Below are 20,269 nucleotides of genomic sequence, written 5' to 3' on the forward strand. Positions count from 1 at the left end.
GCAAGGGGTTAATTGCCTTTTCTGACGAGGCGAAGACCGGTGGTCGATTTTTTCTGACCCATACCCAACGAATCACGGGCGGCGACTCTCGATTTACCCTCTGTCGAGTTCCAGCTTCCGCCTCTTACAACGATTTTTCTTCCTGATTGCGGTCCTTTTGGATTTGCAATTTCGTTCGGATTGTATTTATCGTACCAGTCGTTACAGAATTCAGCGACATTTCCCGTCATATCGTATAAACCGTTGGAGTTTTTGGTTTTTTGCGCGACAGCATTGGTCTTTCTGCCGGAATTGGAATTTATCCATCCGGCAATTTCAGGTGAATTGCTACCGGAAAAACGGAACTGCTTCAGAGAGTCCGAACCTCTCGCGGCAAACTCCCATTCAGCCTCGGTCGGCAGTCTAAATCCGTTTGCATTAAAATCGCAGATGACGGAATCCCCGTCAATTTTATATGAGGGAGTAAGTCCTTCCTTCTCGCTCAATTTGTTGCAAAATGCCACAGCTTCGAGCCACGAAATATTTTCGACGGGGAGTTTTGCTTTGTCTCCGCCCGCAGCAAATATTGAGGGGTCGCTCCCGGTTATTTCCTCCCAAAGGGCACGCGAAACCTCGGTTGTTCCAATATAAAACTGATCTATTGCCACGAGACGGACAGGCTGTTCCATCCTTGCGCTCGAACCCTGTTCTTGCGTGGCACCCATGTAGAAATAGCCGCGGTCAATTTTGTTCAACACAAATCTGTTTTTCACCATTTCTGAAACCAGCATGTCATCGCTTCCCGGTTCAAGTTTCAGATCGAAGGCATACGACTTGTTTTCAAGAATTGTAATCTCTTTTCTCAATCCTTTATGTCCTTCGCAGGTTACAACAACCGTGTAATCCCCGATGGGCAGTTCTTCAATAATTTTTGTGCCGGTAAACTCAAATTTCTTCTCAAAATTTTGTATAAGTTTTACCTTGCTCGTAAAAGGAACCGAATTGAACAGGAAAGTCCCTTTTATTCTCTTAAGATCAATTTTCACATTTGTGGTTTTGTTTTTTGCCACGGAGATGTTTTGTGAAAAAGGGTACCATGATGAATCAATCTGTGCAGTCAGGAGGTGCTCGCCGGGGGAGAGTTCGACTCTGTTTACAGCGCCGTAATCAACACCATCAACATTTATCCGTACAATATCGGGTTTTCTTGTAACTGCCAAAACTCCCGCATTTTTCTTCAGGTTCACATTTAACCAGGATGTTTTCCCTTTTTGAATTGTAACTTCGGTGCTGTATGAATCATAAAGATCTGCGGAAAGTGAAACAAGATATTTTCCGGGTTCAAGTTCAAGGGTTTTGATGCTTTCGTAATTTGCCTTGCCAATCATAACGAGTGCGTTTGCGGGGGTTACATTAAGCTGTAAAACACCCGTCAGTTTCTCGATATTCGCCCTTATGGAAGTGGTTTTCCCCCGGGTTATGGTTACTTCTGTCCTGTATTCCGAATAATTCGTTCCGGTCACCCTGATCCGGTGAGTGCCGGCAACAAGTTCATACTGTTGTTGCTGTTCCACTATCTCACCGTCTATTTCGACAATCAGATTTTGTGCATTCGAGTTTATCTTTAGGAATCCGGTGTTTTTAACCAGTTTCAAGTCGAGGGTATAAAGTTTTGCAGGAGAAGTTCCGTCAATGGTCTGAACCACAGGAAGATATTTGTCCATCTCTACCCTCACGGTATATTTCTTTACAGGAAGGAGATATCCCGCATCGCTGGTTCCCTTTAATTCATCATCAATATAAACCGAGGCACCCTGGGGTGTGGTTTTTACGAGCAATCCCGTAATATTCTCAGGTTCCATTATAAAAATGAAGTGGCGGTTGTTCTCCGAAACAGTAAACCTGTTGTTATATGTTTTGTAACCCGCTTTTGTCAGTTCCACCGAGTATTCACCCACAGGAAGTTTTTTCACTTCCGCAGGCACCACGACCGTTCCGTTTATTTTGCATTGAGCGTCAAAAGGTGAAATCTGAATTGAAACGCTCTGCACAATGTCCCCGCCCTGAGTGAGAAGAGAATTTGAAAGAACCGGCATGGATAAGAGTATCACTGCCAAAAAAAGCGTTTTTACGAACATGGTTTGAAGTTTCATGGTACCGGAATTGTGTTTATAGTAAAGATTGATTATCAAACCTAAAATTTAACCATTTAGGGGGTATTTGCCAAATCCTGGAGGGGGAGGGGAAATATGCAAAAGAAGAAACAACAACTTTTGTGAAGTGTTTCATATTCATAAAAGATCAGAGGAAATGAGAACTACTGTTGTACCTAATGGCTCTAAAAATCATCTGTGATTTGTTGTACCTTACTCTAATTCAGATTAATTTATTATCTTGAACAACTCAAAAATTGGTATTTGTAAATGATTACACAAAAATCTCTTGATAAAGCAGTTTCTGTTTGCCGTGAATTTGGAGTAAAAGAATTAATCCTTTTTGGAAGTGCCGCCAAAAGCTTCACTGATGCGAATGATCTCGACATAGCTATAGATGGTCAGGCGAAAGGAGATATCCTTGATCTTGCTGTACGACTGGAAGAAGAACTCGATGTAAAAGTTGATCTTGTTAAGTTGTACGGTAATGACAGGTTTTCAGATTATATCCGGAAGACTGGAAGGCTGATTTATGTACAGTGATGAGCAGTTGGAGCCAATCCGTATTGAGATTGAGTCAATTGAAAAAATCTTAAATGAAATTACAGGTATTATCAGGGAATACTCTGACCATGAACCTGACATCAGAACCAAAGCTGCGTTGGCATCCTTTATTGCACAGTTCTACAACGGTGTTGAAAACATCATGAAGCGAATCATGAAGATCAGTGGCAGGCCACTTCCAAAAGGGGAAAACTGGCATGCTGATCTTTTCAATCTCTTTATTGAACCTGATGATCAAAAGACTCCGGTATTATTCCGAGGGTCAGAAGTGCTTATTTACAAAAAATTGCGCAAGTTCAGACACATAGTCTATCACGGTTACTCATTTCGGCTTGAGTATGAACTGATGAAGAGCAATGTTATGGGATTGGAAGATTCTTTTAAATCATTTGTCCAAAATTTAAAAATCAACAATCTGATCTAAACGAAGGGCTGCGACACCTCACCAATCGAAGAAATCACCAAGCCGGCATAACCTCCCCGTTTAGTATATTTGTTGTTCTGTTTTTATTATTTTCTTGATTTGGAGTCGTTTTGGATATTCACAATTTATCGATAAATACTGTTCGTACCCTCGCAATGGATGCTGTTCAGAGAGCAAATTCCGGGCATCCGGGTGCGCCGATGGGTCTTGCCCCGCTCGGGTACTTCCTTTTTAATGAAGTGATGAACTTTAATCCCAAGGAGCCGCACTGGATAAACAGAGACAGATTCGTTCTCTCCGGCGGACACGGGAGCATGCTACTCTATTCCCTTCTTCATCTTTCGGGGTTTGGTCTTTCGCTCGATGACATTAAAAATTTCAGACAATGGGAGAGTCTCACACCCGGTCACCCCGAAAGAGGTCACACAGCTGGTGTGGAGGCAACAACCGGTCCGTTGGGTCAGGGGGTTGCCAACGCTGTAGGAATGGCACTCGCTTATGAGTTTATGGCTGCGAAATTTAACAAACCGGGATTTGAAATATTCGATCATTTCGTTTATGCCATCTGCGGTGACGGTGACATGATGGAAGGGATTTCCCACGAAGCTGCATCATTTGCCGGGAACCAGAAACTCAGCCGCCTCATCCTTTTTTATGACGACAACGGAATCTCGATCGACGGAAAAACATCCCTTTCATTTACCGACGAGACTGAAAAGAGATTTTTAAGTTACGGCTGGAATGTTTATAATGTTTATGATGTGAATGAGCTGGACAGACTCAGGATGGTTCTTCACGAAACCAGAAGCAGCGACCGCCCCTGTCTCGTGATTACCAAAACGAATATCGGTTTCGGCAGTCCCAACAAACAGGATACAGCAAAAGCTCACGGTTCACCTCTCGGAGAGAAGGAAATAGAGCTGACCAAAAAGCATCTTGGATGGGAATACTCCGAACCTTTTACGGTACCCGATGAAGTGAGGACACACTTCGCCACAGCAGTTGAAGAGAAAATAAAAGCCTGGGTTTCCTGGAACAACATTTTTGTTGAATACAAAAAGCAGTATCCCGAAGAAGCGGCACTTCTTGATCTCGTTTTAGGTGACGGACTCAAAGGAGAATTTCCGGTTGACGAATCGATGTTCCCCGACCTTTCGGAAAAGCTTGCATCCAGAGCCTCATCGCAAAAAGTGATAAACACTCTGGATAAGGCATACCCGACATTGCTTGGCGGTTCTGCTGATTTAACCGAGTCGAATCTCACCGATTTTAAGGAATTGCCCTCATTTTCACCCGCCAACAGAAAAGGGAGGAATCTCCATTATGGCGTTCGCGAGCATGGAATGGGTGCAGTGATGAACGGTATGGCAATGTACGGCGGAATAATTCCTTTTGGCGGCACTTTCCTCGTTTTTTCCGACTATATGAGGCCCGCTGTCCGTCTTGCTGCAATGCAAAACCTTCAGGTAATTTATGTGTTCACTCATGACAGCATCGGACTTGGTGAGGACGGTCCGACCCACCAGCCTGTGGAACATATTCAAAGTCTTCGGATGATTCCGGGTCTGACAGTGATCAGACCGGCTGACAGTCACGAGACAGTTTATGCCTGGAAGGCAGCTCTTGAAAACACGACCGGTCCAACTGCACTTGTTCTTTCCCGTCAGGGTTTGCCCGTTATCAAGGAGAAAGCACAACCGGCTGAAAATCTCGCTAAAGGTGCTTATGTAGTGAGGGACTGCGAAGGAACTCCCGATGTAATCCTTATCGGAACTGGTTCGGAACTTGAACTTGCGGTAAAAGCAGGTGAAAAACTGACCGAAGCGGGCAAAAAGGTGAGCGTTGTAAGTTTCCCTTCGTGGGAACTGTTCGAACTCCAGAGTGACGAGTATAAACAAAGCATCTTCCCCGATAAAGTGAAGAATCGCGTTTCGGTTGAAGCCGGAACAGGTTTTGGCTGGGAAAGATATACAGGGAGCAGAGGAAAACAAATCTCCCTCGATCATTTTGGTGCTTCAGCCCCTGCCGGAATCCTCTATGACAAGTTCGGGATTACGGTTGAAAAAATCGTTGAGGCTGCGAACAAATAAGAATATAAATATATTTTTTCACGCCGTTACCCGATGGTTCTGATGCCTTCAAGTAACGGCGTTTTTTATTTTATTCCATTACTTTAATCAGAACTTCCCTGCTGACAAAGACCTCAGTCATAAGTTCAGTCAGGATTTCCTGTGTGATCCTGTTGAAATCGTCTTCCACGGGAATTACACCCACTCCGCCGATATCAACTGATGCGGGTGAAAGGAGGATTCTCTCTTCCCCTTCTGCGAAATAGCGACGGGGACGGTGCTTCTCCCTCAAAAAGACCACCACCTTAAACCCGTTTCCATCGTGCCATGCTATGATATTCAATAAGGGCTCTTCGTCGAGATGCATGGCAGCTTTATATTTTTCGTAAATTTTGTAAAACTCTGCGGAAACGGAGTCTGGCTCTTTTCCTTCGAGAAATATCATTTTCCGGATACCGTCATCAATCCCTGAAACGGTTACGCCTGAAACCGACCGGGAAGCTACCGTGTATTTTGCTTTTAGTGAATCAAAATCATTTTCAACGGTCATGAAATTTCTTGTTCCCGCCTGAAAATGGAAATGATCGGGAGCGGAGGCGCCGCATTTGGGTCCGTTGTAAAAAACCGTATAATCGCCGTCAAGATCTTCTGCAAGAGTGAGGAGCATTTCAAAATTGCCTGAAATCTGCTGTGGAAGATGTTCTTTGTTGGGTATTGTAAAATGTTCCGGAAAAATCGGGAAAGGATTTACCAGTATTCTGTATCCGTTTTTATACTCGAGTCTTTCCTGAGCGGGGGGGAGACTCTCCTCGCAAAGGAAACATTTCCTCTCTTTAATGCTTTTGGGGTCCACTTTAGCAGAAGTGGAGATCATTCTTCCGGGGTTGTACTGTACTTTCAGCGAAAATCCGTCATACTTGAATTCGTGTGTTATCACCGTGGCAAGACTTCCGTAACCGTTAACGCACCAGTCCCAGTCTTTTTTTTGCCTCTCTAAAAGTTCTTTTGCTTCTGTTGAATATTTTGACATTTTAATCCGGTTCCATAAAATTGAATCTGCAAAATTATGGATATCTTTGCAGATCAAAAAATTGACAGTGTGAAAAATGACAGAAATAAAGGCAGTGGTCTTCGACCTCGGGATGGTTTTAATCCCTTTTAATTACGATTTTGCCCTGAACAGACTGAATCTTTTAAAACCGGGCTCGGGTGACAAGGTAATGGAGTTTGTTAAGGAAAACTACCACCATTTCAGAGCGTTTGAAGCGGGAAAGATGAGTGAGGATGAATTTATTACGATGCTTATGAAAGCGGGTGAGGTTGAGGGGATTATCGACAGGGAGAAGTTTTGTTATATCTACTCGGAAATATTCTCGATCAATTATGATGTTGTGGAGCTGCTCGAACGACTGAAACAAAATTACCGGCTGTTCCTTCTCTCAAACACCAATTCTGTCCATAAAAAATACGGATATGAGAATTTTAAGTTCCTCCGTCACTTTGAGAAACTTTTCCTCTCGCATGAGATCGGACATGTGAAGCCCGAACCGGAAATCTACAGGGCAGTCGAAAAATATTCGGGATTGAAACCGGAAGAACATCTTTTTATCGACGACATAATGGATTACGCCGAGGGTGCCCGTAATTGCGGGTGGAAGGCAATCCGGTTTATTAATTACAATGATTTAATCGATAATCTCAAAAATCTGGGAATAATGATTTAAGTTACCCATACAAGACCCCATCCGGGGCCATTGATTCTGGGGGGTATTCATCTCTATCCATACAAAACCCCTGACGGGGTCATTGTTACATCTTGTGTTGCTTGTACCAGTCGTAAGTAAGTTTTATGCCTTCTTCGAGTGAGGTTTTATGCTTCCAGCCGAGGGCATTAATGCGCGACACATCCATTATTTTTCTTGGGGTACCGTCGGGTTTGGTTGAGTCATAAACCACTTCGCCTTTAAATCCTGTGACGGAGGCGATTATCGAGGCGAGCTCGGAGATCATAAGATCAACGCCTGTTCCGACATTCAGGTGTGTAATGCCATTGTCGTAAAGGTCGGAGGCATTAATGTTCTCGATCGCAAATCTGATTGCACCGGCGAGGTCGTCAACAAACATGAACTCTCTTTTTGGTGTGCCGGTCCCCCACAACTCAACCTTGTCACTTCCTTCCTTCACCGCGGTATCAAATTTTCTCATCAAAGCGGGGAGAACATGCGAGGTTTTCAGATCAAAATTGTCGTAGTAGCCGTAAAGGTTTGTCGGCATCATTGAGAAAAAGTTTGAGCCGTATTGTTTGTAATAGCTTTCACAAAGTTTTATGCCGGTTATCTTAGCGATGGCATACGGTTCGTTGGTATATTCGAGGTAGCCCGAAAGAAGTGATTCCTCTTTTAAGGGCTGGGGAGCAAGTTTAGGATAAATGCAGGAACTTCCGAGAAAAACCACTTTTGAACAGCCGTTTTGGTGTGCTGCGTGGATGAGGTTTGCCTCGATCATCAGGTTATTGTATAAAAATTCGGCACGGTAGGTATTGTTTGCGAGGATTCCTCCCACCTTTGCAGCGGCAATCACCATCACATCGGGTTTCTGTTTTGCCATGAAAGATTCGACGCTCTCCTGACGCATCAAATCGACCTCGTCTTTGTCGGCGAGAAGAAGATTTGTATATCCGTTGGATTGAAGATTGCGGGTGATGGCTGAACCAACCATACCCTTGTAGCCTGCGATGAATACTTTTTTGTTTTTGAAGTTCTCTTTTTGCATTTACCTTAAATTTCCATGTTTTGACATACAAATATACCAAAAAATGATGTTTTAGAACTTAACCGTGAACACTTCCCCGTCGTGAGCCATGAAAACTGTATCGCCTGCCTGAATTTCCGCTTTTGCATTACCCGTAAAGGAACCAAATGCCTGAAGCACCGCCATCTTTTTGCTGAAGAGGGAACAGCCGAGCCTGAGTCTTTCCCTTCCCCTCCCTTTAAGAGTAATGCCGGGATGGAGGTGACCACACAGCACATAATAACCCTCCCTTGGTTCGGGATAGTGCTTCAAAAGGAATTTGTCCCTGACAATCAGTTCCTGAAACACCTTTATTTGCGAAATTTCGGGTATTCCATCGGATGAAACATCATGATTCCCCATAAGAAGGGTAAACTCCACATCCCTTTTTGCGTTAAACCAGTCGCTTAGCAAAGCCAGCACTTCGGGGGTTTTTGAAGCTCTGTGGTGGATGAGGTCGCCGAGGAAAGTCACCTTTTTTGCCTGTGTCAGTTGAAGTGCATCCGTTAATCTTTTGAGGTCGTCCCTTGTGTTTCCCTCGGGAATGGGAATTCCCGTGGCTCTGAACGCTGCACTTTTTCCAAAATGTGTATCTGATACGAGCAGGGTCTCTTCCTCAAGCCAGTAAACAGCTCTCTGCGGGAGGGCAATAAACGATGAATCGAAAATTTTTATGGATGGAAAATTTAACATCAGGTGTGCAATTTACGAAATACTTACTTTTCGGCGGCAGTTTCGAGTCCCGCTACAAGTCTTGCTATTCTGTCGGCGAGCTTCTCACTCGTCAGCTTTTCCCTCAATCTGTTCACAAGAAGAGGAAAAGCCAAGGGCGAGATATACGGAATCTTTATGATCTTTATTCTGCTTTCAGCCATTTTTTTTATTGCTGAAATCATCCGTTTTTCTTCAAGTTGTGATTCAAGCACCTCCCTCGATGCCTGTTGTATCAAAAGATTGCCGGGATCATATTTCGTCAGCACCTCATACAAAAGGGAGCCAGAAGCCTGAATCTGTTTTGGTTTTTTACTGCTGCCGGGATATCCTTGAAAAATCAGACCTGCAATTCTCGCAATATCGCGGAACTTCCGCCGCGCCATTTCAGAAGTATTGGTCACCTCCAGCACATCCTCTACAATATTGTCTGTCGAAAGAAGGTACCCGAGAGCCTCCCCGTCGAGGTCATATTCATGGTTTGAGAGAATCTCGAAGCCGTAATCATTTGTGGAGATAGAGAAGGATGCCGCGGACATTTTCGACAGCCTGTGGGCAATGAGTGATGCAAGTCCCTCGTGCACCAGCTTCCCTTCAAACGGATAAAAAAAGATGTGGTACCCCTCGACCGTCTTTTTCGTTTCTATCAGCAGTTCATCTTCGACGGGAATCGCCGACCATTTTTTTTGAAGCTTAAGAAGTGGCGCAATCGCCGACATTTCGACGCTGTTTATTTCCCCCTCAAGCGCCTCTCTGAGTTTAATTCTTACTTCACTTGCGAGTTCTGTCGAAAGGGGCATCCTGCCTCCCATCCACTGGGGAATAGGACCTTTGTTTTTCTCCGAACTTTTCACATAGAGCACCATCTCTTTCATTTTCTGATATTCGAGAGTCCTTCCTGCGAAAATGAACGAGTCCCCTTTTTTCAGTTTTGCCGCAAAACTTTCCTCCAGGGTGCCAATTGTTCCACCATTCATAAACTTGACCACCACTTCCGATTCAGAAGTTATGGTACCTATCGACATTCTGTGCCTTCGTTTCAAGGCTTCATCCACAACTGTGAAAACTCCATCCCGTTTTATCAGTTTGGAATATTCCTTATATGCCCTGAGGGCTCTTCCTCCCTGAATTACAAACTCCATAGTCCAGTCCCACTCCTCTTCCGTGAGATTGCGGTAGAACCATGACCCCTTCACTTCGGCGAAGAGTTTTGCACTCTCAAATCCCGAACCTGCAGCTACTGTGACGATGTGCTGAGCGAGTACATCGAGAGGCTTTTCAATGGGAATGCGGGGCTCTATTTTGTTTTTTGCCATCCCGGCTCTTGCAGCAGCAAACTCAATCAGTTCAAAGGAGTTTGTGGGAACACAATAAATTCTGCTTTTTGCTCCGGGCTGATGCCCCGATCTCCCCGCCCGTTGCAGCAGGCGTGCTATCCCTTTGGGGGAGCCGACCTGTATTACCGTGTCAACGGGAGAAAAATCGACTCCGAGGTCGAGACTGGATGTGCAGACGACACATTTCATTTTCCCCTCGGCAAGGAGTTTCTCCACTGCATTTCTGCTCTCTTTATCCATGGATCCGTGGTGCAAGCCGAGCATCCCCGCCCACTCAGTTTTTTGATCGAGAATGTTGTGATACCAGATTTCCGCCTGTGACCGTGTGTTGGTAAAAAGAAGTGAAGAGCCCGATTTTTCAATTATTGAAATCACAGGTTCAAGCATTGTAATTCCAAGGTGCCCTGCCCGGGGGAACCTCTCGATCACTTCGGGCAAAACCGTTTCCATCTCCACTTCCTTTGCACTCCCCGACCCGATCACCACCTTTTCCCCTGTATGATCTCCGAGTAAAACTTCCAGCGAGGTGGCAGTATTTCCCAGAGTGGCGGATACACCCCATATTTTGACGGCGGGAGCTGCTGAACGGATTCTGCTTAGACCAAGTCCCGTCAAAACTCCCCGTTTTGACCCAAGCAGTTCGTGCCACTCGTCAATCACCACTGCTTTGAGTCCCGAAAATCTCTCCCCAAATCCGGGGTATGATATCATCAGCGAGAGGGATTCAGGAGTTGTAATGAAGATTGTTGGAAGCTTTTCAGATTGTCGTTTCCTCGTGGATTGGGAAGTGTCACCCGTCCTCATCCCGACACTGAAATGAGGGCAAAGTCCGGCAGTTGCAAGCTCGATCGACTTAAGAGTATCGTTAGCAAGGGCTCTTAGCGGAGTAATCCAAAGCAGTTTTATTGGCGGCGAGGAAGATAAAATCCGATCCTGCTTTTGTCCCTTTTTTTTCGGAGTTTCGTTTTTGGCGGCTTTTATTTTTTTGTTGAAGTCAGGGGAGTTCATCTCCTCGATTAATGGTCCGAGGAGAGCTGCGTATGTTTTCCCCGTACCCGTGGAGGTATGAATCAGTCCGCTTTTACCCTCACAGTATGCAGTCCATGCCTCCTCCTGAAAAGGGAAAGGTCTCCACTTCATGGTCTTGAACCACTTCTTTACTCGCTTGTGTCCGTAAGAATCGACTATCGGGTTTTCCTCACCGTGGAATAATTCTTGAATAATATTAAAATAACGGTTTTACTGCAATAGTTCAAATTTATTTTTGATGAATAAGGATTTTGTCAGGGCTAATGAATAGTGCGAGAAGGTATTGATTGGTTTGTGTTCAAATAATTTTGTATTTTCGGTGATAAAAAGTGTTAAACTTGTAAAAAGGAATTTACTATGAGTAACAAAGAAATTTTGGAAAGAATAGAGATAAACCCCGGTATCTGCCACGGTAAACCGGTAATTCGCAATACTCGAATTCCGGTTTCACTCATTCTTGGTTTTCTCGCAGCAGCACAATCATTCGAAGAAATTCTTAATGAATACCCGGGCTTGACAAGAGAAGATATTGTCGCTGCCATAGGTTATGGCAGTTATCTTGCCGGTTTCGAAACGCTTAACTACGAAAATCTCGCTTCATGAATGTTTTCGTTGATGAAAATATCCCCCTCAGCATAACTCAACTTCTGACATCAGCAGGATATACTGTCTGGGATTTGCGAAATACGGAACATCAAGGTTTGGAGGATGACAAAGTCTTTCAACTCGCTCAAGGAAAATCCGCCTTTTTTGTCACAACTGACAAGGACTTTTTCCATACTGTTCCATGGAATTTTTCCAGCCACTGTGGTGTAGCAATCCTGGCATTAAGGCAACCAAATACTCACACTCTTAGAAAGAAAATGGAATGGTTGCTCAATAATTTTCAATTATCCACTCTTCAGAACAAAGTTATCCCCCTTAAAGACAATACATATACAGTAATATAGTTAAAAACACCTGACCGATATCACAAGACATCAAAATTTAATCTTACCCCCCTCTCCAAACAATATTTCCCTGAATGGAACCAACCTTGAAAAATAGATGTTATAACACATATTGACATTCACAGTTTAAAATCAGGAAACAAAATGGAAAAGAATCTTTTATCAGAAGTAACGGTTGGCAGACTTAATCTTAAGAACAGAATGGTTATGGCACCGATGACAAGAAGTCGCGCTCCGCAAAATCTTGCCACGGAATTGATGGCAAAATACTACAGTCAGCGTGCTTCTGCCGGATTGATAATCACCGAGGGAACTCAAATATCGGAACAGGGTGTAGGCTATCCCTGGACACCGGGGATTCATACACCGGAGCAGGCAGAAGCCTGGAAAATGGTAACAGACGCAGTACATGAAGAGGGGGGCAGAATTTTCGCCCAGATCTGGCATGTAGGCAGAATCTCCCACCCCGTTTTCCACAATGGTAATTTACCCGTTGCCCCTTCGGCAATAGGAGCCACCGGTAAACATTTTACCCACAAGGGAATGCTCGATCTCGAGACTCCAAGGGCTCTGGAACTTCACGAAATCCCGATGGTAATCAACGATTATGCCAAGGCTGCACTTCTTGCCATGGAGGCGGGATTCGACGGTGTGGAAATTCATGGCGCAAACGGATATCTTGTCGACCAGTTTATCAACTCAAACAGCAACAAAAGAGACGATATTTATGGCGGAAGTGTAGAGAACAGGGGAAGATTCGCTCTTGAAGTGGTGGAAGCTGTAGTTAAAGCCGTTGGTGCAGAGAGAGTCGGGATAAGACTTTCCCCCGGTGGTGTAACAAGCGGAATGCTTGATGAGAATCCGGTTGAATCGTATGGTTTTGTAATAAAAAACCTGAACCGGTTCGGTCTCGCGTATCTGCATTTAATGGAACCCCTCGCTCCAATAGACGGACTTCCTCAATATCAGATATTTAAGCAGGGAGTTGCAAAAACATTCAGACCGCTGTATAACGGAACCATAATAATTAACGGCGGATACAACAAAGAGAAGGGAAATGCGGTAATTGAAGCGGGTGATGCCGATCTCGTCTCTTTCGGTGTACCTTTCCTCTCAAATCCCGACCTCCCCGAAAGGTTCAGACTCGATGCCCCGTTGAATGAGGTGATGGGTAAAGAGACTTTTTACGGCGGCGGCGAAAAAGGATATACGGATTATCCCTCTTTGATGGCTGAAGCTCTGAGGGCTTAAGGCTGAATTTTTGATGGCTGAGGTTCTGATAAAGTAGCGGAGTAGCGAAGTCACAGAGTGGCATACATTACCAATAGCCCCCAAAATCATTCGGGGGTCGGAAACGAAACTACAACTAAATTTTATGGCTGTCTCTTAACGGGCAGCCTTTTTTATGAAACAGCGACAACTTCCCTTTTTTTCATATCTTTGGGTTTTACTCTTAACTTATTTGGTGAAGTTGTGTTAAAATCTTTCTTTCTCTTCCTTGTCGTTTCCATTTCTCTTTTTACATCCGGTTATGCACAAAGAGGCGGTGACCTTGTTCCCGGTGAAATCATCATTCAGTTGAAACCTGCTGCGGAAGCATCGAATGTGGTTCCTGATTTCAAATCATTTGATCTGAAAACGGAGAGACTCCTCTCCCGAAGAATGAACATCTGGCTGATGAGTTACAATACCCAAAAAGCCAGCGGGGACGATGTTTTATTCTCTCTTAGAAACCACCCTTTGGTGAGCATTGTGCAGTATAACCACTATATGGATATAAGGGATGACCGAAATTACATGGAAAGAAACCCTGATGCTTCGGCACCAAAAGAGACAGACGAAAGAAGCACCCTCCCGAATGATCCGAGATTCAATGAACAGTATGCACTTAACAACACAGGCCAAAGCGGCGGAACTCCCGATGCTGATATAGATGCCCCGGAAGCCTGGGACTATGCCACAGGTGGGGTAACAGCGTTGGGAGATACCATAGTGGTAGCTGTGATTGACGGCGGGGCACAACTTAACCACCCCGACCTCGACTTTTGGGTGAACCGTTTTGAGATTCCAAACAACAGCATTGACGATGATCAGAACGGTTATGTTGACGATTATCTCGGTTGGAACGCCTACTCAAACAACGGCACCCCCGGCGGTGACAGTCACGGAACGCATGTCTCGGGAATTGTAGCCGCAAGAGGAAACAATGCCCTTGGGGTATCGGGTGTAAACTGGAAAACCAAGGTGATGATTATTGCCGGGTCATCGTCCTCAGAGGCAACCGTTGTTGCTGCGTATGCCTTTGCACTTGAACACAGAGCAACTTATAACGAAACAAACGGAGCAAAGGGAGCTTTCGTGGTTTCAACCAACTCCTCTTTCGGTGTGGATTATGGACAGCCTGTTAATTATCCTATCTGGTGCGCCATGTATGACTCTCTTGGTAAATACGGCATTCTAAGCTGCGGTGCCACCGCCAATCTCGGTATCAACATTGATCTTCAGGGAGACATCCCGACTGCATGCCCAAGCAACTGGCTTGTAAGCGTTACGAACACAACAAGAACTGACACCCGCAATTCAGGTGCAGGGTACGGTCTGACAACGATCGATCTCGGCGCACCCGGAACATCAGTTCTCTCGACTGACCAGACATCCACATACACAACCAAAACGGGAACCTCGATGGCAACCCCCACGGTTGCAGGTGCAATTGCACTTATGATATCTGCTGCAAATCCCGGACTTCTGCAGGCATACAGAACCAATCCGGGAGCAACGGCTCTCCTCTTCAAACAGTATCTTTTGGATGCGACCGACCCGATTCCTGCTCTTTTGGGTCAGACTGTAACGGGCGGGAGATTAAATGTTTATAACGCAGTTCTTGCAGTCGGAACTCCACCTGACACAGTGCCACCAACCCGGATTACAGATCTTGCAGTTTCAGAACCAACTTCGGGCAGTCTCAAACTGACATGGACAGCACCGGCAGATACCTCACGAAACGGTGTGGTCTCATATTTAATCAGAAGAGCAACTTCACCGATATTAACCCAGACAGATTTTGAGAATGCCACTCCTTTGGCTTTTCAGGGAAGTCCAAAACCTTCGGGTCAGCAGGAAGCTCTTGTTGCAGGAAATCTTCCTTTCTCGACCACTCAATATTTTGCCATTCGATCACAGGACAACTGGGGCAACACTTCCCTGATATCAAATTCCGCATCGGGGACAACACTTCAAGCCCCTTCGCTTCTGGTTTCGACGAGGAACCTGATCAGGACAATACAGTCGGGTACATCGGCAGTGGATTCGATAATTATCACCAATTCTTCGGCAAACCCTTCAACACTTTCATACAGTGTTGAAATGATAAACAACACATTCCCTCAGGGGAGTCTCTCCCTGTCATTATTGGGGGTCAATAAAGATGACTTTAGTCAGATAATTAAATTTGCTGATAAAAACAAGCCTGAATCAAGATTCGGGTATGCAATCGAGGGTGCCGGTGGACCCGATTCCGCCGGATACAAATGGACCGACAGCCGGGAACCAAACGGACCTGTATTCAACTGGGAGGATATCTCAACCACAGGAACGGAACTTACAAACTGGATTCAGACAGGTACCTACAACGCAAAAGATGAAGGCTACGCCGCCGTAAACCTGGGATTCAACTTTAAGTTTTACGGGCTGACCACCTCGACAGTTTATGCCGGCTCAAACGGTTTTGTGAGTTTTGAAGTACCGACCGTCAACTCTTTCACAAATGCGACAATTCCAAATTCTGCAAATCCGAACGGACTTATGGCTGCGTTTTGGGATGACCTGGATGGAACCGATGGCGGACAGGTTTTCTACAAAAACTCCCCTGACAAGACAATTATTCAGTATAAAAACTGGAAAAACTACGCGAGTGCAACATCAAGCCTGAACTTTCAGATTATTCTCTTTAATTCGGGGAAAATCGTTTATCAGTATCAAAACATGACAGGCACGCTTACCTCAAGTTCTGTCGGAATTGAAAATCAGACGGGGAGCACGGGACTTGGTGCCGCCTACAATTCATCTTTCATCCAGAACAACCTCGCTGTGCGGTTTCAGGCTCAACCCGAATGGATAACGGCAACAAATCTGGCGGGATTGTTATACAACGGGAACTCCTCAGCGGTCAGACTCGCAATGTCGGCAGTCGGCATCCCGCTCGGGACATACACAATGGATCTTCTTGTCAGATCGAATGATCCCGTAAAACCCATTGATACGGTAAAAGTAACGATGATTAACTCTTCGGAAATACCCGTTGAACTTGTTTCTTTCACCGGCAGCGTATCCAACGGACAGGTAAGACTGGACTGGACAACCGCAACTGAAACCAATAATTTTGGCTTTGAAATTGAAAGAAACAGCGGGAACGGAATTTGGGAGAAAGCGGGCTTTGTGAAGGGAAAGGGAACCACCACCACACGCAACGACTACTCATTTACAGATAACGGAATTGCTGCCGGGCAATATCAGTATCGCCTGAAACAAATGGACAATGACGGAACCGTCTCCTTTTCAGATATGGTAAATGTGGATCTTACACTCCCTGATAAATTCTCACTTGATCAGAACTATCCCAATCCGTTCAATCCATCCACCGTTATAAGATTCAGTTTACCTGTTTCAGTGCCCGTTACGCTTGTCGTATATAATTCGTCAGGTGAGAAAATCGAAACCCTGATAAACAAACAGATGGAAGCGGGATACCACTCGGTGAACTTCAATGCTTCCCGGTTCCCAAGCGGAATATATCTGTGTGAACTGCGGGCGGGCAGGTTTGTTTCTGTGAACAAGATGCTTTTAATGAAGTAGAACCCCGGAACCTCAGAACTTCGGAACTTCGGAGTTCTGAAGTTCTAAAAGGGGGCAGCCTTTTTTGTTGTCAGTTGTCAGCAGACCTGGAAGCCACAAGTCTCCACGAATATAAGACAGAACAAAGCTTTCCTGATTCAATTAAATAATTTATATTTGTACTATTGGTTATTAATAAATCAATGTTAATTTAATCGAAACGGTAATTTGTCTCTTTGGGACGGATGTTGTTTTCAGTTTAAGTATGCAAGTGGATTAATTTTCTTCGCTAAGATATGAATCAGCATTAAGACCATTCAGCCGGATTCTGTTTTCGGAACCTAAAGCAGGGTTCCGTGAATATTTTTGATGATCTATTAACGATACGCGGAGCAAATTATGAAGACCGTACAGTTGCAACTGTTTTTGTTGTTTCTGACATTAAATATATCAGGGCAAGCACCGGATTCAATTCTGACCGGTTCATACCTGAATTCCTCACCTAGTAAAAATTTCACCCTCTATGATTACTCAATCTTAAAACCTCTTGGATTCAATACGGTAATACAGCGCGCTGTAGTATCCATCCCGGAAATCAATCAAGTTTCCAATTTCGACAGCCTCAAGTATTTTCCTTATATTTTTGCGTTAAACGATTCTGTGATAGATACCGTATTCCATCCATCCAATGCTGACTGGGTATATTATTTTAGCAATGCCCTGTATTCCCGCTGGATCCCGGGTGAAAATATTATACCATATCTGAGCACTGAAATCGGTCTGAAGCAAAAATTCGGGATGACACTAAGCGATGGTGTGAGTACCGGAACCGATACAGTAAACATCAACACGATATTCATAGACGGACCAAACCACGGCCAATACAAAAATTATGTTTACACGAACAAGTATCTAACGAATGATTTGATTTATTATACCGCTGTGTTCAGGCTTAAGATGATTCAGAATACAGGACCGGGGGATGAGGTCTGTAAGGTACAGGCAATAGCAAAGCGCGGATCCGACTCAACGATTCTTGCAGAGAAAGTCGTAACCAAGAACATGCTCGGTAGTGAGTACACGGAGATCAGTCTCGACTACAATTACGGGTCACTTCAGTCAGACGCCATGGGAAGGGGTGATCTACAGCTTCCCCCAACCACATTATTACCAGGAATTGAAGTGGAAGACTCATATCTGAGTGAAGGAACAAGGATTCAGCTCAGGGTTGTCTGGCTCGGGAATGCCGAAATTGCTTTGAAAGATGTTGAAGTGTTCGACCAAAAACTCTGGGAACATTATTTTATTAACTACCCTTTGGAAAGGGATCTTCAACTGACTGCATACCTGGCTAAAATGCGCAAAATACAACCTGATATGAATGGTCTGATCACAATGTTAGAGCCCCGTTCAATCGACAGTTATCATTCGAGGATCACGCTCCTGGCCATTTTGAAGGGACTCGGGGCACCGTCGGAATTGATCGCCGGTTATTATCCTGTAAAGTACAGTCGCGGCGAGGTGAACACAGTTAAATATGATCTGACTGTCAGAACTTCGGGGAGAGTGGGAGAGTAATGACAAAGAGAGGAATAATCATATTTTTTGTTTTTATACTCGCAGTGGCGAATGTAAGTGCGGAGAAGCGATATGTAAGCAAAACCGGAAGCAGTACCCCACCATATACAAGTTGGGAGACGGCAGCAGACAGTATTATGAAAGCTATGCGAATCTCAAACTTCGGTGATACCATAGTGGCAGGGGATGGGATATTCAGAGAAGTTGTACGGTTCAACCCGGGGGTTGTGCTGCTGGGTTCGGGTTGGGATAATACATGGATACAAACTCCCCAGGATTCCACAGCCGGCGTCATAATGGAGAATATGTGTTTTCTTGGTAACCTAAAAATTGTCGGTTGGGGGATGATTAACAGTCAGAACTATGCCATTTTCTCGTACAGAAATGAAGGCCAAGCCAGAAGAATCAAAATCGATAATGTGAAGATTACTTTTTGTGGTGCGGCAATCAATATATTCGCATTTGACTACAGTGATATTGACACGGCTTGGGTATCCAATAGCGTGATTGACTCTTGCAGGGATGGCATACTTGTCGAGGTTCACAACATAGAAGTAAATAATAATGTTATCTCAACATATTCACACGCAATTTATCTTGCAATTCTTGCAAATGCTAATGTTTACGAGAACATACTCGTGGCTGCCCCATACAATCCTCTAAGCGACAATTTCAATATTACTTTCTATGCCTTCAACCGGCCCTCACGCATTCATAATAACCTGATCGTTAGTCTGTTCAAAAATGTAACAGAATACAGCATTGGTTCAGATCTTGGGCCCGATACAATAAGCAATAATGTGTATGTGGGTAATTTCGGCAAAGGGATTTATACATACAGTAACTCGAATTACCGTGATGCTTTCAACAACTATATTTCAGGTGCGAAATACTATGGTTTTGATGATCAAAGCCCCCTAAGGTTCAATAACTTCTGGAACAACGGGGTGAACTGGCGATCGACGGGTGGTCCACCGATCGACACCATCTCCAACATAACCCGGTTTCCGATGTTCGTTGACGAGACTAAAGATTATCATCTTCAGGCTTACTCTCCACTTATTGATTCGGGAGACACGCTCGTAAAAGACCCTGACGGAACCAGAAGTGACATAGGTTTGTACGGAGGACGCGAGGGTAAAACATACACTTATCTTGATCTTGCCCCTCTTGAACCGAGAGGTTTCTTCCCTCAAGTATCGGGTGACACAATATCATTAGCATGGAAAAAAAACCATGAGAGTGATTTCAGAGATTATCATCTCTACGGAGACACCCTCCCCGGATTTACACCCGATTCCACGAAACTGATATCAACCACAACAGACACAAGTTTTACGATGGTATTGCCGGGCTTCTCAGGGAGTTATTTCATAAAAGCAAAATCAAGAGACCATCAGGGGAACATCTCTGAATCAAGTGAGGAGATTCGAATAATTCCGGTTGGGATAAAAGGAGAGGGTCATCAGGTGGTGATGGATTATGAATTGTTCAACAACTATCCTAATCCATTTAATCCTTCAACCGTAATAGGATGCAGGTTGAAGTCACCCGGAAGAGTGATACTGACGGTTTACACAATAACGGGGGAGTTAGTCAGAGTGTTGCATGATGGAGTGTTGCAGGAAGGATATCATGAAACAGTTTTTAACGGAGATGAACTTCCGAGTGGAATATACCTTTACAAGATAGATATCAGATCATCAGAAGGGGTACCTGTTTACACCGGTGTGAAGAAGATGATGCTTGTAAAGTAGCGGAGCAACGCAGTTGCAGAGCCTCATAGCCTCAGAACTTCAGAGTTTCGGAACTTCGGAGACATATAGATACTGAAGTTCCGGGGTTCTGAAGT

Annotated in this window: 15 protein-coding genes; 10 read left to right on the forward strand and 5 right to left on the reverse strand. The window is 44.6% G+C overall.

What is annotated here, in order from left to right; genetic code table 11:
- Nucleotides 1–8: 8 nt before the first annotated feature.
- On the reverse strand, nucleotides 9–2,171 hold the full coding sequence (locus LCH52_01895) for a PEGA domain-containing protein (GenBank protein ID MCA0387227.1): 2,163 nt from the start codon (nucleotides 2,169–2,171) through the stop codon (nucleotides 9–11).
- 231 nt (nucleotides 2,172–2,402) lie between these two features.
- Here LCH52_01895 and LCH52_01900 point away from each other — a divergent pair, with 231 nt between their 5' ends.
- From LCH52_01900 to tkt, 3 genes are all read left to right on the forward strand, one after another.
- Nucleotides 2,403–2,675 (forward strand): hypothetical protein, encoded by a 273-nt coding sequence (locus LCH52_01900; GenBank protein MCA0387228.1) that lies wholly within the window; start codon nucleotides 2,403–2,405, stop codon nucleotides 2,673–2,675.
- Entirely contained in the window at nucleotides 2,665–3,120 is a 456-nt protein-coding gene (locus LCH52_01905) for a hypothetical protein (protein ID MCA0387229.1), read from the forward strand. The genes LCH52_01900 and LCH52_01905 overlap by 11 nt, the downstream gene beginning before the upstream one ends.
- Nucleotides 3,121–3,230: 110 nt before the next feature.
- Nucleotides 3,231–5,210 carry a transketolase gene (gene tkt, locus LCH52_01910; GenBank protein ID MCA0387230.1) on the forward strand — a complete coding sequence of 660 codons (1,980 nt, stop codon included), beginning with the start codon at nucleotides 3,231–3,233 and terminating at the stop codon, nucleotides 5,208–5,210.
- Nucleotides 5,211–5,280: 70 nt separating this feature from the next.
- Here tkt and LCH52_01915 read toward each other — a convergent pair whose 3' ends face one another.
- Complete coding sequence (locus LCH52_01915; GenBank protein MCA0387231.1) at nucleotides 5,281–6,219, reverse strand: DUF4922 domain-containing protein; 939 nt, start codon at nucleotides 6,217–6,219, stop codon at nucleotides 5,281–5,283.
- A gap of 76 nt (nucleotides 6,220–6,295) precedes the next feature.
- Here LCH52_01915 and LCH52_01920 point away from each other — a divergent pair, with 76 nt between their 5' ends.
- Nucleotides 6,296–6,913, forward strand: a complete 618-nt coding sequence (locus LCH52_01920) for an HAD family phosphatase (GenBank protein MCA0387232.1) — start codon at nucleotides 6,296–6,298, stop codon at nucleotides 6,911–6,913.
- Nucleotides 6,914–6,998: 85 nt separating this feature from the next.
- Here the strand turns inward: LCH52_01920 and LCH52_01925 are convergent, their stop codons facing one another.
- From LCH52_01925 to LCH52_01935, 3 genes are read right to left on the reverse strand one after another with little or no spacing between them, the layout of a single operon-like run.
- On the reverse strand, nucleotides 6,999–7,961 hold the full coding sequence (locus tag LCH52_01925; protein ID MCA0387233.1) for a GDP-L-fucose synthase: 963 nt from the start codon (nucleotides 7,959–7,961) through the stop codon (nucleotides 6,999–7,001).
- A gap of 51 nt (nucleotides 7,962–8,012) precedes the next feature.
- Nucleotides 8,013–8,672, reverse strand: a complete 660-nt coding sequence (pdeM, locus tag LCH52_01930) for a ligase-associated DNA damage response endonuclease PdeM (protein MCA0387234.1) — start codon at nucleotides 8,670–8,672, stop codon at nucleotides 8,013–8,015.
- Between the two features lie 23 nt (nucleotides 8,673–8,695).
- Nucleotides 8,696–11,215: a ligase-associated DNA damage response DEXH box helicase gene (locus LCH52_01935; GenBank protein ID MCA0387235.1), complete on the reverse strand. Its 2,520-nt coding sequence runs from the start codon at nucleotides 11,213–11,215 to the stop codon at nucleotides 8,696–8,698.
- 198 nt (nucleotides 11,216–11,413) lie between these two features.
- On the opposite strand from LCH52_01935, the gene LCH52_01940 reads away from it, so the two are divergent.
- The 6 genes from LCH52_01940 (at nucleotide 11,414) to LCH52_01965 (ending at nucleotide 20,174) form a co-directional block, all read left to right on the forward strand.
- Nucleotides 11,414–11,659 (forward strand): DUF433 domain-containing protein, encoded by a 246-nt coding sequence (locus LCH52_01940; GenBank protein MCA0387236.1) that lies wholly within the window; start codon nucleotides 11,414–11,416, stop codon nucleotides 11,657–11,659.
- Complete coding sequence (locus tag LCH52_01945) at nucleotides 11,656–12,006, forward strand: DUF5615 family PIN-like protein (protein ID MCA0387237.1); 351 nt, start codon at nucleotides 11,656–11,658, stop codon at nucleotides 12,004–12,006. Before LCH52_01940 ends, LCH52_01945 begins: the two co-directional genes overlap by 4 nt.
- A 144-nt stretch (nucleotides 12,007–12,150) precedes the next feature.
- Nucleotides 12,151–13,257: an alkene reductase gene (locus LCH52_01950; protein ID MCA0387238.1), complete on the forward strand. Its 1,107-nt coding sequence runs from the start codon at nucleotides 12,151–12,153 to the stop codon at nucleotides 13,255–13,257.
- A gap of 222 nt (nucleotides 13,258–13,479) precedes the next feature.
- Nucleotides 13,480–16,860, forward strand: a complete 3,381-nt coding sequence (locus tag LCH52_01955) for a S8 family serine peptidase (protein ID MCA0387239.1) — start codon at nucleotides 13,480–13,482, stop codon at nucleotides 16,858–16,860.
- A 378-nt stretch (nucleotides 16,861–17,238) separates the two neighbouring features.
- Nucleotides 17,239–18,417, forward strand: coding sequence for a hypothetical protein (locus LCH52_01960; protein MCA0387240.1), 1,179 nt, complete (start codon nucleotides 17,239–17,241; stop codon nucleotides 18,415–18,417).
- Complete coding sequence (locus tag LCH52_01965; GenBank protein ID MCA0387241.1) at nucleotides 18,417–20,174, forward strand: hypothetical protein; 1,758 nt, start codon at nucleotides 18,417–18,419, stop codon at nucleotides 20,172–20,174. The genes LCH52_01960 and LCH52_01965 overlap by 1 nt, the downstream gene beginning before the upstream one ends.
- Nucleotides 20,175–20,269 lie beyond the last annotated feature (95 nt).

This window comes from Bacteroidota bacterium (assembly GCA_020161395.1).
Lineage (GTDB): Bacteria > Bacteroidota > Ignavibacteria > Ignavibacteriales > Ignavibacteriaceae > UTCHB3.

Excerpts from the sequence above, each read along its gene's own strand:
- LCH52_01900 (MCA0387228.1), top strand. The coding sequence starts at position 2,403 with ATGATTACACAAAAATCTCTTGATAAAGCAGTTTCTGTTTGCCGTGAA.
- LCH52_01905 (MCA0387229.1), top strand. The coding sequence starts at position 2,665 with ATGTACAGTGATGAGCAGTTGGAGCCAATCCGTATTGAGATTGAGTCA.
- LCH52_01915 (MCA0387231.1), bottom strand. The coding sequence starts at position 6,219 with ATGTCAAAATATTCAACAGAAGCAAAAGAACTTTTAGAGAGGCAAAAA.
- LCH52_01920 (MCA0387232.1), top strand. The coding sequence starts at position 6,296 with ATGACAGAAATAAAGGCAGTGGTCTTCGACCTCGGGATGGTTTTAATC.
- LCH52_01925 (MCA0387233.1), bottom strand. The coding sequence starts at position 7,961 with ATGCAAAAAGAGAACTTCAAAAACAAAAAAGTATTCATCGCAGGCTAC.
- pdeM (MCA0387234.1), bottom strand. The coding sequence starts at position 8,672 with ATGTTAAATTTTCCATCCATAAAAATTTTCGATTCATCGTTTATTGCC.
- LCH52_01940 (MCA0387236.1), top strand. The coding sequence starts at position 11,414 with ATGAGTAACAAAGAAATTTTGGAAAGAATAGAGATAAACCCCGGTATC.
- LCH52_01945 (MCA0387237.1), top strand. The coding sequence starts at position 11,656 with ATGAATGTTTTCGTTGATGAAAATATCCCCCTCAGCATAACTCAACTT.
- LCH52_01950 (MCA0387238.1), top strand. The coding sequence starts at position 12,151 with ATGGAAAAGAATCTTTTATCAGAAGTAACGGTTGGCAGACTTAATCTT.
- LCH52_01960 (MCA0387240.1), top strand. The coding sequence starts at position 17,239 with ATGAAGACCGTACAGTTGCAACTGTTTTTGTTGTTTCTGACATTAAAT.
- LCH52_01965 (MCA0387241.1), top strand. The coding sequence starts at position 18,417 with ATGACAAAGAGAGGAATAATCATATTTTTTGTTTTTATACTCGCAGTG.